At 68.3% G+C, this 12,010-nt stretch carries 15 protein-coding genes; 4 read left to right on the forward strand and 11 right to left on the reverse strand.

Annotated features, from left to right (window positions below):
* Positions 1 to 255: 255 nt before the first annotated feature.
* From U1T56_RS08045 to U1T56_RS08065, 5 genes are read right to left on the reverse strand one after another with little or no spacing between them, the layout of a single operon-like run.
* Positions 256 to 606, reverse strand: a complete 351-nt coding sequence (locus U1T56_RS08045) for a hypothetical protein (RefSeq protein WP_418158935.1) — start codon at positions 604 to 606, stop codon at positions 256 to 258.
* A 26-nt stretch (positions 607 to 632) separates the two neighbouring features.
* The gene (locus tag U1T56_RS08050) at positions 633 to 1,301 is read right to left on the reverse strand and encodes a hypothetical protein (RefSeq protein WP_418158936.1); all 669 of its coding nucleotides are present in this window, start codon (positions 1,299 to 1,301) and stop codon (positions 633 to 635) included.
* Positions 1,298 to 1,921: a hypothetical protein gene (locus U1T56_RS08055; RefSeq protein ID WP_418158937.1), complete on the reverse strand. Its 624-nt coding sequence runs from the start codon at positions 1,919 to 1,921 to the stop codon at positions 1,298 to 1,300. Before U1T56_RS08055 ends, U1T56_RS08050 begins: the two co-directional genes overlap by 4 nt.
* Before the next feature lie 10 nt (positions 1,922 to 1,931).
* Positions 1,932 to 2,903, reverse strand: a complete 972-nt coding sequence (locus tag U1T56_RS08060) for a YVTN family beta-propeller repeat protein (protein WP_418158938.1) — start codon at positions 2,901 to 2,903, stop codon at positions 1,932 to 1,934.
* A gap of 14 nt (positions 2,904 to 2,917) precedes the next feature.
* Complete coding sequence (locus U1T56_RS08065) at positions 2,918 to 4,123, reverse strand: ABC transporter substrate-binding protein (protein WP_418158939.1); 1,206 nt, start codon at positions 4,121 to 4,123, stop codon at positions 2,918 to 2,920.
* A gap of 220 nt (positions 4,124 to 4,343) precedes the next feature.
* Here U1T56_RS08065 and U1T56_RS08070 point away from each other — a divergent pair, with 220 nt between their 5' ends.
* Positions 4,344 to 4,535, forward strand: a complete 192-nt coding sequence (locus tag U1T56_RS08070) for a hypothetical protein (protein ID WP_418158940.1) — start codon at positions 4,344 to 4,346, stop codon at positions 4,533 to 4,535.
* Here the strand turns inward: U1T56_RS08070 and U1T56_RS08075 are convergent.
* From U1T56_RS08075 to U1T56_RS08100, 6 genes are all read right to left on the reverse strand, one after another.
* Complete coding sequence (locus U1T56_RS08075) at positions 4,510 to 4,698, reverse strand: hypothetical protein (RefSeq protein WP_418158941.1); 189 nt, start codon at positions 4,696 to 4,698, stop codon at positions 4,510 to 4,512. The two genes, U1T56_RS08070 and U1T56_RS08075, sit on opposite strands and share 26 nt — an antisense overlap.
* A gap of 133 nt (positions 4,699 to 4,831) precedes the next feature.
* On the reverse strand, positions 4,832 to 5,470 hold the full coding sequence (locus U1T56_RS08080) for a DNA-3-methyladenine glycosylase I (RefSeq protein ID WP_418158942.1): 639 nt from the start codon (positions 5,468 to 5,470) through the stop codon (positions 4,832 to 4,834).
* Between the two features lie 44 nt (positions 5,471 to 5,514).
* Entirely contained in the window at positions 5,515 to 6,312 is a 798-nt protein-coding gene (locus tag U1T56_RS08085) for a quinoprotein dehydrogenase-associated SoxYZ-like carrier (RefSeq protein ID WP_418158943.1), read from the reverse strand.
* A gap of 137 nt (positions 6,313 to 6,449) precedes the next feature.
* Positions 6,450 to 6,707 carry a GlsB/YeaQ/YmgE family stress response membrane protein gene (locus tag U1T56_RS08090; RefSeq protein ID WP_418158944.1) on the reverse strand — a complete coding sequence of 86 codons (258 nt, stop codon included), beginning with the start codon at positions 6,705 to 6,707 and terminating at the stop codon, positions 6,450 to 6,452.
* 108 nt (positions 6,708 to 6,815) lie between these two features.
* Positions 6,816 to 7,715: a quinoprotein relay system zinc metallohydrolase 2 gene (locus tag U1T56_RS08095; protein WP_418158945.1), complete on the reverse strand. Its 900-nt coding sequence runs from the start codon at positions 7,713 to 7,715 to the stop codon at positions 6,816 to 6,818.
* A 41-nt stretch (positions 7,716 to 7,756) separates the two neighbouring features.
* On the reverse strand, positions 7,757 to 8,566 hold the full coding sequence (locus U1T56_RS08100) for a hypothetical protein (protein WP_418158946.1): 810 nt from the start codon (positions 8,564 to 8,566) through the stop codon (positions 7,757 to 7,759).
* A 282-nt stretch (positions 8,567 to 8,848) separates the two neighbouring features.
* On the opposite strand from U1T56_RS08100, the gene U1T56_RS08105 reads away from it, so the two are divergent.
* The 3 genes from U1T56_RS08105 to U1T56_RS08115 all read left to right on the forward strand — a co-directional run bounded on the left by U1T56_RS08105 (position 8,849) and on the right by U1T56_RS08115 (position 11,941).
* A complete protein-coding gene (locus tag U1T56_RS08105) occupies positions 8,849 to 9,226 on the forward strand; it encodes a dihydroneopterin aldolase (protein WP_418158947.1) in 378 nt (125 codons plus the stop codon).
* Positions 9,227 to 9,628: 402 nt separating this feature from the next.
* Positions 9,629 to 11,356 carry a lanthanide-dependent methanol dehydrogenase XoxF5 gene (xoxF5, locus tag U1T56_RS08110; RefSeq protein WP_418159039.1) on the forward strand — a complete coding sequence of 576 codons (1,728 nt, stop codon included), beginning with the start codon at positions 9,629 to 9,631 and terminating at the stop codon, positions 11,354 to 11,356.
* A gap of 72 nt (positions 11,357 to 11,428) precedes the next feature.
* Positions 11,429 to 11,941 carry an ureidoglycolate lyase gene (locus U1T56_RS08115; RefSeq protein WP_418158948.1) on the forward strand — a complete coding sequence of 171 codons (513 nt, stop codon included), beginning with the start codon at positions 11,429 to 11,431 and terminating at the stop codon, positions 11,939 to 11,941.
* The last annotated feature ends 69 nt before the right edge of the window (positions 11,942 to 12,010 follow it).

The raw sequence follows: 12,010 nt of genomic DNA on the forward strand, positions 1-12,010 counted from the left end.
AATGGTTCTCGGATAGGCCCGCATTCCGGGTCCCCAGCGTTCCTGGACCGTGGCAGGCCGGCCACCATCTCGCCCGCCTCGACCCAACGGTGGTCGAGCACTGCAGAGGGTAGCTGCCGCCCCGGCTCGAGCCGGATCGCCGCCGCCGGCCGGGCGCACACACTGCCCGGTCCCGGTCCGCATCACGACCAGAGCGACGCCGCGCTGCGACGTTTCGCAGGCAGCTCTACGGAGGGCGCCGCCGTCACGGCCCGCTCAGAAGCACTTACCCTCGGCCTCGACCTGCGCCTGGCGCAGCCGGTCCACCATCTGCTGCGCCCAGGGCGAGGTGCGGAACATGGTGATCCGGTCGTCGCCACCCGGGACCTGCTGCATCCGCAGCACCGTCTCGGCCTGAACGTACTCGTCGTAGCTCAGCTTGTCCGCGATGTGGTCGATCGAGCAGGAGCACCTGTGCAGCGCCTCCTGGGTCTGCCCGTTCGTTGCCATGCAGCCGAAGACGTAGTCGGCGAGCGCCTCGGTCGGGTAGCCCACGGGCGCCGCCCCGGCTCCCCGGCCGGACAGGACCGCGGCCATGCCAACCGCCCATGCGATGGCGAGGAGCATCCATCCCCTCGATCCTCTGCTTGCCTTCATGGCACCACCTCCTCGAAGGTCATGCTCTCCTCGAGGATCAGATGGCCGTCGCCGGGATCGGGCGTGCGGCTCGCGATGCGGTAGAGGCCGCCCGGCACGCCCTCGGCGACGACGAACTCGTAAGCCTTGTCCTTGAACCTCGGGAAGCGCTCGATCTGCGGATCGTTCCGGAACGGCCTGATCACGAGCCGCGTCGCCGGGAGCTTCCGGTCGTCCACGCTCACCTCGACGGCTTCGACCTCGGCCGGATCGTTGAACGCCTTGCGGATCTGCTGCTGGAAGTAGAATGCCGAGCCACCCGTGAGATTGCCCATCTGGTTCACGTCCCGCTGCAGGAACACGATCACGAGAGGGTTCTGCTCGCGGGCCGCCATCGGGCCGAACTGGCGGCGGTTGGCGCCCTCGAACATGTCGAAGAACACCTTCTTCTCGCCATCCGTGCCAACCTCGCGCACGTCCATGTCGACATGGCTCCGGTAGGGCGGATCGATCGCCTTGCCCTGCAGCTCGAAGCGATAGCGCAGGACCGTGGGCTTCGCGACATCGGCGAGCAGGCCCGCCTCGAACACGCGGTGCGCCACGGTCTCGGCGGCGGCGAGCGGTGCGGCGCTCGCGAGCAGCAGCACCAGCGCCGCAGCGGCAGCGGGGAAGGGGAGGCGTCTCATGGCAGATGACCCTGGATGGCGCGGGCGAGCGCGAAGGCGCGCTGCTCCAGACGGACGGGCTGGTCGCAGACGAGGCGGAGCTGGCGCGCGCGGTCGGTAAACACCCGCGTGTCCCAGTCGTAGGCCGCCTGCAGCTCCTGCAGGCGCGGGCCGTCGCCGGGCGCATCCTTCTTCGCCGCCGCGAGGTCGCGGGTCTCGGCGGTGATCTTCTCGGCGAGAGCGCGCTGGCGCTTGGCATAGCGCTTGATGCCGGCGATCAGGTTCGCGCGCTCCTCGTTGAGCCGGTCGAGCGCCGTGCGGAACAGAAGCGTCAGCCGCTCCGCCCGCTGCTCCGCCGGCATCGCGTCGGCGAACGCCCGCACCTTGGCGTCCATCGCCTCCGGCGCCAGATCGGGGTCGATCAGGGCGCGGGCGAGCTGGTCGAGCTCGGGCGGCGCCGGCCTGCCGGCCACACTGTCGAGCGGCGGACCCGACCACATCTGCCCGGCCTCCAAGGAAGGAACCAGACGCTGCACGCAGGGCCAGTCGCTCTCCTGTGCGGCCCCGGCCGGCAGGACCGTGGCGAGGGCCAGCAGCAGACCACCCGCTGCCGCGCATCGTATCGTCCCGATGGTCCTCATGCCCGGCACCTCAATCCTTGACCACCACACCCCAGGGGAAGGAGCCCACCGGGATCGACTTCACCACCTCGAGCCTGCCCACGTCGATGACCGAGACGTCGTTCGAGACCCCGTTGGTCGTGTAGAGGAACTTCTCGTCCGGGCTGAAGGCGAGCTGCCAGACCCGCTGGCCGACCAGAAGATACTTCTCGACCTTGTAGGTCCTGGCGTCGATCACGGCGACCCGGTTCGAGGGTCCCAGCGCCACGAAGGCCCATTTGCGGTCCCTGGTGATGCGGATCGCCACGGGCTGGATCGCCTGCGACGGCACGCCCCGGATCTCGAACGAGATCTTGTGCGTCACCTTGCGCGACGCGTTGTCGATGACGCTCACCGTGCCGCCGATCTCGGAGCTGACCCAGATCTCGGCGTCGTCCGCGGTCCAGGCAGCATAGCGCGGGCGCTGATCCACGAGCACGTTGTCGGTGATCTCGTGCGTCTCGGTGTCGATGAAGTGCGCCATGTTGGTGGTCTCGGAGGTGTTGACCACCCATTTCCCGTCGTGGCTCACCCCCATGCCCTCGGGCTCGACCCCGACCGGGATCTCGTTGACGACCTGCCGGCTCGCGATGTCGACCACCGTCACCATGTTGTCGTCCTCGTTGGCGACGTAGAGGAGCGAGCCGTCCGGCGAGAGGGTCATCTGCTCGGGATCGGGGCCGGAAGGAAGGGTGCCCACGACCTTGCGCGTCTCCGTGTCGATGATCTGGATCGTGTCGTCGTCGGAAGCGCAGACATAGAGATGCCTGCCGTCCTTCGCGAGCGCGATGCCGCGCGGCCGGTTGCCGACCGGAATGGTGTCGACCACGGCGAGCCTGTCGCCGTCGATCACGGTGATCGAGTTGCCTTTCTCGTTGGTGACGTAGATCTCGCGCGCCTGCGCGGCGCCGATGAGACCGAGGATGCTGCCGAGAACGGCGAGGGCGAGCGGGTTCGAGCGCATGGGGGAGGGGCCTCTCAGTTCAGGCGGCATTGGCTTTCGGGCTCGTCGAAGCCCAGCGTGTCCAAGGGTGTCCTCTGGTGGAGGAACTGGTCCTGCGGCGAGACCGAGACCAGCATGCGCGGAGTGACGAGCAGAATCGGCTGGCGCATCTGCTGGTCCCAGCGCCGGAACGAGAGCCCCTGGCCCTTGAAGGCGCCGACCTCGAAGCTCTCGCTCACCATGTAGTCGTGGAGCGCCTTGGGCTCGGCGTTCCTGGAGCGCGTCACCGCCTCGCCGATTCCGCGCACCGCGAGCCAGGCGTTGAAGTCGCGCTCGGTCATCGGCCGGCCGGCGAACTTCTCGAACCGCCGCTGCAGCTGGGTGCCGCCCCACTGCTCGTTCACCCGGCTCCAGGCCGTGGGCACGAGCCCGGCCGAGCCCGCCACCGGCCGGGCATCCCAGGTGCGGTAGGGGAGGTATTCGGCGAAGACGTCGTTCTCGTCGGCGGCGATCAGGACATCATATTCGGACGCGCCTTGCGTGAACACCGGCATCTGGCTCTGCACCTGGACGTGACCGGTGTCGGTGCGGCGCGCGCCGCCCGTGTCCTCGTAGGTACGCGCCTCCACGATCTTGGCGCCGAACTTCTTCGCCGCCCGACGATAGGCGTCGGCCAGAAGCTTGTCCTCGGGGTGCGAGCCCTCGATCAGAAACCAGCGCTGCCAGCGCTTCCAGACCAGGTACTGCGCCAGCGCGTCCGCCTTCATCGCCCGCGAGGGTGCGACGTGGAACGTGCTCTTGAAGCACTGCTTGGTCCGCAGCACGTCGTCCTCGGCGCGGGCGTTGAAGAGCAGCGCCCCGGCCTCGTCCGCGACCGGTGCCAGCGCCAGAAGGTCAGGCGCCTTGAGATCGACCACGAACAGACGCTCGCCCGCCTCGATGGCCTTGCGGAGCTCCGCTGCCGGGTCGCCGTCCGTGGGCACGATCCGCTCGCGCAGCGTGTAGTCGTGTCCGATGAACCGGCCCGTGGTCTGGTTGTCCTTGATGCCCTGCTCGGCACCCTTGACCCCCTCGTCCTCGAGCACCGGCTCGACCAGGGAGAGCGGGATCCTGGGCGGCTCCTTGCGTCCGAGATAGGTGATCGTGACCTCGAGCTCGGCAGCACGAAGCGGCGCGCCGAGCACGAGCAGGAGCAGGAGGCAGAGCGCGGACGCGCCATGCCGGGCCTTGTCGAAGCGCATGGGCCTACCTGATCGTCTCGGGTTTCGTCCTGCCGCCGGCACCACAGGGCGAGTGGCACCACAGCGGCGTCCGTGCCAGCCAACCTAGATAGCCCCTCCCTGGAGGTAAAGGCCTCGCAGCCCCGATGCCGACCTGTGACGGCGGCCGTGCAAGAGATCTTGAAAGCTGCCGCCGGATGGGCAGCTTCTCTCCTGCGACAGCCGCCAGCGAGCAGCCCCGATGGTCGAACTCGTCCTCCTCGCCTGCCTCCTCAAGAACCCGCAGCACTGCGAGACCTTCCATGTGCCGTTCCTGGAGGAGATGCAGCTTCCTCAATGCGTGTGGCGCGCCCAGTTCCGCGCCGCCGAGTGGGTGGCCCAGCACCCGGACTGGGCACTCAAGAAGTTCACCTGCGAGCTGCCGAAGGCGTGACGGCGGCCGCGCCCTGCCGCGCCTCCTTCCCGAGTTCCTCGAGGCCGCGGCCGGTCAGGCTCCCGAGGAAGCGCGCCAGGGCCGCGATCGTCCGGCCGAGCGCGCCGACCGAGGGATCGCGGCCTCGCGTCGGCCCGCTCCACCGGTCGAGCAGCGGGCTCACGGGCCGGGTCTCCCGGCCGCCGTGAATCAGGCTTTGCAGAAAGGCGACGCTCAGCAGGCTCGGCGCGTCGGCCTCGCGTTCCCGAATCCTGCGTCGTGTCCTGACCGGAGATCCGAGCCGAGCCCGATGAGCGCTAGGCCGGCGGCACGAACGCCCGGCGCAGGGCCTCGACCGGCTCGCGCCGGCAGCAGCCTTCGATGTGGTCGTTCACGATTCCGACGGCCTGCATGAAGGCGTAAACCGTGGTGGGCCCGACGAAGCTCCAGCCGCGGCGCCGGAGCTCCCGGCTCAGCATTGTCGATTCCGGCGTTCTCGTGCGTGTCTTGAGCGTGGCCCAGTCGAGCCGCTGCAGCCGGCTCGAAGGTGCGAAGCGCCAGACGAACGCCGCGAGCGAGCCCGCCTCCTCGACGAGGGCGAGCGCACGCCGCGCGTTGTTGAGCACCGATTCGATCTTGCCGCGGTGCCGCACGATGCCGGCATCGTTCACGAGCCGCTCGACGTCGGCTGCGCCGAAGGCCAAAAGGGCCGGAGGCTCGAAGTTCGCGAAGGCGCGGCGGAGGTTCTCGCGCTTCCTGAGGATGGTGAGCCAGGAAAGGCCGGCCTGGAACCCCTCGAGGCAGAGCTTCTCGAAGAGGTAGCGGTCGTCGGCGGTAGGGCGGCCCCATTCCTCGTCGTGGTAGGCGAGATAGAGCGGATCGTTGCCGTGCCAGGCGCAGCGCGCCTGCCCGTCGGGGCCGACGATCAGTCCGGATGCGCGAGCTTCCTCGTCCATGCGCCGAGCATGGCACCGTGCCGGGGAGGAGAGCAAGATTCCCGCTAGCTGCTGGAGCCGATCGGCCAGCTCCGCTCGAAGCGCCGCCCCTTGCTGTCCTCCACCTCGACCGCCATCGTCGCCGGTCCCTCGGGTACGAACGAGAAGGTGATCGCCGGGTCCTCGGAGATCGAGATGTCGGTCTCGGCCTCGAGCACGGGCTTGTCGCCGTAGCGCACCTTGATCGAGCGGACATAATCCGGGGCGATCCAGTTGCGGGTGAGCTGATCGATCTGCAGGCCCGTGTAGTTGGGATGGCTCACGAGGAGCTGCGCCTCGTTCACCGCGCCGGCCGCGAACGGCGTCATCGGCTTGAGCTGCATCCTGCCCAGCCGCGCCAGCGCCGCCTCCTTGTCCTTGAGCGCCGGCGCCGAGCAGCCGCCCGAGGCCTTGATGAAGCGCTCGACGACGTAGAGCCTGCCGTCGGAGGTCTCGGCCACGGCGTGCAGCTTCGTGTACTCGTTGACCCGGACACGGGTCGCGACGGTAGCTCTGCCGCTCTCCGGGAAGAAGTGGAACACGCCTGCCACGGGAGCGGGATTGTTGTCGATGACGAGGTGCAGCGCCTTTATCCAGCGCTCCGGCGCCTGCGGGACGAGCGCCTTGATCGTCACCGGCACCACCGCCGCGTCCTCGGCACGGGCCGGCGCCTCGAGCACCATGACGCCGGCACCGTCCAGGAGCTCCCGATCCTGGAACAGGGCGTCTCGGATCGAGGGCCAGTTGTCCTCCGCGGCCGAAGCCGCAGCCACGGGTGCGGTGAGAAGGAAGGCGGCCGTGAGCGCTATCCCCGATCGTCGCATCGTCGTTCTCCCGCGCAGCGTCCCCCGCAACATAGCGGCGGGGCTGGCCGGATCAACAGCCGAGACGAGAATCGCGAGGGCCGGCGACGGGCGCCGGCCCTCGCGAGCCGATCGACCGGAATCCTGGCTCGTTCGGATCACACGGTCGGCCGGCGCACCATGCGGTAGATGATGAGAAGAATGATCGAACCCAGGACCGCGATCAAAAGGCTCGGGAAGTTCACGCCGGTGACGTCGCCGAAGCCCAGGGCGCTGCCGATGAATCCGCCGATGATGGCGCCGACGATGCCGATGACGATGGTGATGAAGATGCCGCCCGGGTCACGCCCCGGCATCAGGAGCTTCGCGATCGCACCCGCGATCAGCCCCAAGACGATCCATGCGATGATGCTCATCCGACCCTCACCCAGATAGGCCTTGCGTCCTCCGCCGCGGCCGCCGCGCGAACCGGGCCGCCACGGCGCGGCCGACCCGGCTTCAGGCTTGCCAAGGCCCTCACCGGCTCATTCCCACTCCAGCTCCGTGTAGCTCGCGGTGACGTTGCGGGGATGGTTCTCGCCTGCGAGCAACCACGACTGGCCAGGCGGCAACGGCACCTCAGCAACGGCCTGCTCCAGGGTTCGGTTCCGCCCGAGCTCGTCCCTGACCCCGTCCCGCAGCGCTTCCAGATAGCGCTTCTCGGGCAGGAGGGCTTCGGGCCAGGGCGCGCTCGGCGGCCCGTGGCCCGGCACCACGCGCCGCGCCGGAACGGCGGCGAGCTCGTCCAGGACCCCGATCCAGCCCAGGAGGCTGCCGTCGACGACCGGGATGCGTTCCATGAAGACGAGATCCCCTGTGAACAGCGTGCCGGTGGCGCGGTCGAGCACGGTGAGGTCGGTGTCGGTGTGCGCCGTGCGCCAGGCGCGCAGCTCGAGGACGCGGTCGCCGAGATCGAGCGTCGTCGTGCCCGTCACTCCATGGCCGGGCGGAACCGTCTCGCTGCCGGCGAAGGCCGGGCCCAGGAGCCGGCGCATGTTGTCGAGGTAGTAGGGCCCGGCCTCGGCAAGCCGTTCGGCGAGCTTGACGTGCCCCACCACGACCGCCCCGGTGTCCCGGAAGGCGGCGTTGCCGAGCAGGTGGTCGGGATGGACATGGGTGTTGATCACCCAGCGCACCGGCAGTGCGGTGCGCGCCCGGATCGCCTCGAGCAGCGCTTCGCCTTCCGCCCGGCTGCCGCCGGTGTCGATCACGGCGACCCCGGTCGAGCCGACGACGAAGCCGATATTGGCGATCCCGCCCGCGTTTTCGGGCGTGAAGTCCTCGTGCCGTCCCTGGTGGACGAACACGCCGGGCGCTATCTCGCTCACTGGCAGCGGTGCGGCCGGGGCCGGGACGGCGGCCCCGAACAGAAGGAGGAGCGCCATCCCTCCCCGGCGCACGGTGCTGCCGACCCTGGCGGCGGGCCTCACTCTTTCACGAGCTGGCGCAGATCGGCCAGCGCCTGCTTGGCCTTGGCGAAGCGCTGCCAGCTCTCGTCGGCCTGACGCTGCTTGGCCGCGAGCTCGACGTCGATCTGGGCGAGCTGGCTCTTCATCGCGGTGAGCTGGGGCTGCAGCGAGGCGGCCTCCTGCTCGAGCTGCTCGACCTTGTAGGCGGCGCCCCGTACCTCGTTGTCGTAGTGCGCCAGCGACTGCTCGCGCTCGCCTAGAACCTTGAGGCGCTCGTTGATCCGGCTCTGGACCTGGGCGAGCTCGCGCTCGCGAGCGGCCTTCTGCTCGCGCAGATCGGCGACGCGACGGGTAATGTCGGCTTCCTCGCGTTCGCGCTCACCCAAGGCCATGAGACGTGCGTTGAGCCGGCTCGTGGCATCGGCGATCTGCTGGTTCAGCGCCGCGAGGTCGGCCTTGCGCGCCGCGAGCTGGCCATCGAGCGTCGCGAGCTGCTTCTCGTAGTCGCCGAGCGCCGCGAGCCGCTGGTTGAGTGAGGTCGTGGCCGTGGCGAGCTTCGCTTCGAGGCTCTTCAGATCACCGCCCGCCTTCTCGGTGTCGGCGAGCTTCCTCTCGGTGTCGGCGAGCTTCCCGCTCGCGGCCGCGAGGCTCGTCTGCAGCTCGCCGATCTTGGCGTTCAGACTCGCCTCGGTGGCCTGCGCGGAAGCGCGGGTCTCCGCAAGCTCGGAGCTCTTGTCCATGGCACGCCACCAGCCGATGACGGCGAGAAGCGCTACGCCGGCGACCACCGCCGCGGTGATCCGGGATGAAGCCGATGCCGATTGCATGGCGCGAATGTCCTTTCCCCTAGAGTAGCCGTCCCGCAGCGGAAGGAGCGAGCGAACGCCGCTTCGGCCCGACGGCCCCGCTGACCTGCATTCCTTGCTCCTCCCGATCCTCTCGGCATCCGCCGGGCCCCGCCCGTGCCGGTGCCGCCCGTCCCACGTTTTCTGCTGTTGTAGACGAGTTGCCGCCGTTGGAAATACCCTGCACGAGTCGTGCCGTACCGGGCGCGTCGCCCCTTCTCTTTAGCACCTTCGACGACGGAAGAACAGTAACGAGGCACCGCGGTGTGGAACGAGGACGTCGACTATCAATGCCTGGCGCTGCGCAACGTGAAGATCGCGGTTCGAATCGGCGCCTATCCAGAGGAGCATACGGCGCCACAACAGATCAGCGTCGATGTCGAGCTCTACCGTCGTCAGGGTAGCTTCATCGGCACATCCCTGGACGACTGTCTCGATTACGGGAGGGTTTTCCGTCACTTGACGGAAGATTGGCCAAAAAGGCCCCATATTGATCTGCTCGAGCAGCTCGCCGAAGGGCTGGTGCAGTTCTGCCTCGAGGACCCGCGGGTCGAGGCGTGCCGCGTCGTCATCCGCAAGCTCGAGATCTATGGCGGGCGCGCGGTCCCGGAGATCACGGTCTTCCGCCGGCGCAACCGCTGAGACCGGTGTCGCCGGACGACGCCGCCGGAGCACGACCGCGGTGACGACGAAGCCCGAGGGGCCGATTTCCGCCAGTTTCGGCGAAGAATTCTTCGCAATTGCAGCAAGTGTTATCGCAATTGCGAGATGCGCGGTTAAATCTTGTAAAACAACGGACTTGTCACGGCACTGGAGGAATGGTGATATCTCGAACGGGATGGATGAGCTGAGCGGTATCACCCTTCGAAACGCCCGCCCGGACGCTTTCGGAAGAGGACCGCAGCGGGGCACAATCTCCATGCCGAAGAACCCCGTCGTGCGCTCCAGCGCCATCGTCAGGAACGGAGGCAAACAATCATGCGACTTTCCTTGAGCACGGCTGCAGCCATCGCCGCTCTGGCAGTCGGCGCCTCGTCCGCTGCCATGGCGAATGACGAACTCCTGGTGATGCAGAAGAACCCGGCCAACTGGGTGATGCCGACGGGCGACTACGCCAACACGCGCTACAGCACGCTGGCGCAGATCAACAAGGACAATGTCGGCAAGCTCCAGCCGGCCTGGACCTTCTCGACCGGCGTGCTGCGCGGCCACGAGGGCGGCCCGCTCGTGATCGGCGACGTGATGTACATTCATACGCCGTTCCCGAACATCGTCTATGCGCTCGATCTCAACGACCAGGGGCGGGTGATCTGGAAGTACGAGCCGAAGCAGGACCCGAACGTCATTCCGGTGATGTGCTGCGATACGGTCAACCGCGGCGTCGCCTACGGTGACGGCAAGATCTTCCTCTACCAGGCCGACACGACGCTGGTGGCGCTGGATGCCAAAACCGGCAAGAAGCTCTGGGACGTCAAGAACGGCGATCCCTCGAAGGGCGAGACCGGCACCAGCGCGCCGATGGTCTACAAGGACAAGGTCTATGTCGGCATCTCGGGCGGCGAGTTCGGCGTGCGCGGCCGTCTGACCGCCTATCACACCAAAGACGGCTCCTTGGCCTGGAAAGGCTGGTCGATGGGGCCCGACAGCGACACGCTGATGGACCCCGAGAAGACCACCCATCTCGGCAAGCCGGTCGGCAAGGACAGCGGCACGGCGACCTGGGAGGGCGATCAGTGGAAGATCGGCGGCGGCACCACCTGGGGCTGGTACGCGGTCGATCCCGAGCTGAACCTGGTCTATTACGGCACCGGCAATCCCTCGACCTGGAACCCGGTGCAGCGCCCCGGCGACAATCGCTGGTCGATGACCATCTTCGCCCGCGACGCCGACACCGGTATGGCGAAGTGGGTCTACCAGATGACGCCCCACGACGAGTGGGACTATGACGGCATCAACGAGATGATCCTCGTCGACATGCCCGTGAAGGGCAAGATGACGAAGGCGCTCGTCCACTTCGACCGCAACGGCTTCGCCTACACCATGGACCGCACCAACGGCGCGCTTCTGGTCGCCGAGAAGTACGATCCGGCAGTGAACTGGGCGACGCACGTCGACATGCAGACCGGCCGGCCGCAGGTGGTGGCGCGCTACTCGACCCACCACAACGGCGAAGACGTCAACACCACGAACATCTGCCCGGCGGCGCTCGGCTCGAAGGACCAGCAGCCGGCGAGCTACAGCCCGAAGACCGGCCTGTTCTACGTGCCGACCAACCACGTCTGCATGGACTATGAGCCGTTCAAGGTGAGCTACACCGCCGGCCAGCCCTATGTCGGCGCCACGCTCTCGATGTACCCGGCCCCGGGTGGCACCAACCTCGGCAACTTCATCGCCTGGGACGCCAGCGAGGGCAAGATCGTGTGGTCGAACCCCGAGCCGTTCTCGGTGTGGTCGGGCGCGCTCTCGACCGCGGGCGACGTCGTGTTCTACGGCACCCTCGAGGGCTATCTGAAGGCCGTCGACGCTCACACGGGCCGCGAGCTCTACCGCTTCAAGACCCCGTCCGGCATCATCGGCAACGTCAATACCTGGATGCACCGCGGCAAGCAGTATGTCGGCGTGCTCTCGGGCATCGGCGGCTGGGCCGGCATCGGCCTCGCGGCTGGCCTGTCCGAGGATACGGCGGGCCTGGGTGCGGTGGGTGCTTACAAGGCGCTCTCGAACTACACCCAGCTCGGCGGCCAGCTGACCGTGTTCACCCTGGCCGACTGATCGGCCTGCGTCGTGGCGGCATCGGGCCCGGTGCACGACACCGGGCCCTTTGTCCTGCCGGAAACGCATCCCGTGCACCACGAGATCATGGCCGAGCCTCTCGCCTGTGAGGCGTTCCGACCTTTCGGGCAGGTCGTGGCCGCGCCGGACGACCGGGGCCGCCCGGTGAATGCCGGCATGGCTGTACGTCACGATCTTCCGGGCCATCTCCGCCACCGGACGGGTGCGGCGCTGCCGAGCCTTGCGATCTATCGCTGCCGGCCGCAGCCTCTCCCGGTAGCGGTGCCGCTGCTCGAGCGCCATCCGCTGACCAGTCAGACCTTTCTGCCGCTGGGCGCTGCCCGCTGGCTCGTGATCGTGGCGCCAGCCGGTCCCGACGGGTCGCCGGTGCCGACGGCGGCGCGGGCATTCCTGGCCGAGGCCGGGCAAGGGATCAGCTATGCGCCTGGCACCTGGCACAGCCCGCTCGTGGCGCTGGATCGGGCCGGCGACTTCGCCATGCTGATGTGGGAGACGGGCGGCTCTCGGGATTGTGAGGAACTGCGCCTCGCCGTGCCGCTGCTCGTTCGGTCCTCCCCGTGCTGACGGCTGCATCTCGAGGACCGTGCACCGGGCGCTGCCGGACCTGCCGGCCGCTCCGTCGGGAAGGAAGGA

Source organism: Benzoatithermus flavus (assembly GCF_037908215.1).
Taxonomy (GTDB): Bacteria; Pseudomonadota; Alphaproteobacteria; order Geminicoccales; family Geminicoccaceae; genus Benzoatithermus; species Benzoatithermus flavus.

Coding starts and splice junctions, on each gene's coding strand:
- U1T56_RS08045 (WP_418158935.1), bottom strand. CDS start 606: ATGCTCCTCGCCATCGCATGGGCGGTTGGCATGGCCGCGGTCCTGTCC.
- U1T56_RS08050 (WP_418158936.1), bottom strand. CDS start 1,301: ATGAGACGCCTCCCCTTCCCCGCTGCCGCTGCGGCGCTGGTGCTGCTG.
- U1T56_RS08055 (WP_418158937.1), bottom strand. CDS start 1,921: ATGAGGACCATCGGGACGATACGATGCGCGGCAGCGGGTGGTCTGCTG.
- U1T56_RS08060 (WP_418158938.1), bottom strand. CDS start 2,903: ATGCGCTCGAACCCGCTCGCCCTCGCCGTTCTCGGCAGCATCCTCGGT.
- U1T56_RS08065 (WP_418158939.1), bottom strand. CDS start 4,123: ATGCGCTTCGACAAGGCCCGGCATGGCGCGTCCGCGCTCTGCCTCCTG.
- U1T56_RS08070 (WP_418158940.1), top strand. CDS start 4,344: ATGGTCGAACTCGTCCTCCTCGCCTGCCTCCTCAAGAACCCGCAGCAC.
- U1T56_RS08080 (WP_418158942.1), bottom strand. CDS start 5,470: ATGGACGAGGAAGCTCGCGCATCCGGACTGATCGTCGGCCCCGACGGG.
- U1T56_RS08085 (WP_418158943.1), bottom strand. CDS start 6,312: ATGCGACGATCGGGGATAGCGCTCACGGCCGCCTTCCTTCTCACCGCA.
- U1T56_RS08090 (WP_418158944.1), bottom strand. CDS start 6,707: ATGAGCATCATCGCATGGATCGTCTTGGGGCTGATCGCGGGTGCGATC.
- U1T56_RS08095 (WP_418158945.1), bottom strand. CDS start 7,715: ATGGCGCTCCTCCTTCTGTTCGGGGCCGCCGTCCCGGCCCCGGCCGCA.
- U1T56_RS08100 (WP_418158946.1), bottom strand. CDS start 8,566: ATGCAATCGGCATCGGCTTCATCCCGGATCACCGCGGCGGTGGTCGCC.
- xoxF5 (WP_418159039.1), top strand. CDS start 9,629: ATGGCGAATGACGAACTCCTGGTGATGCAGAAGAACCCGGCCAACTGG.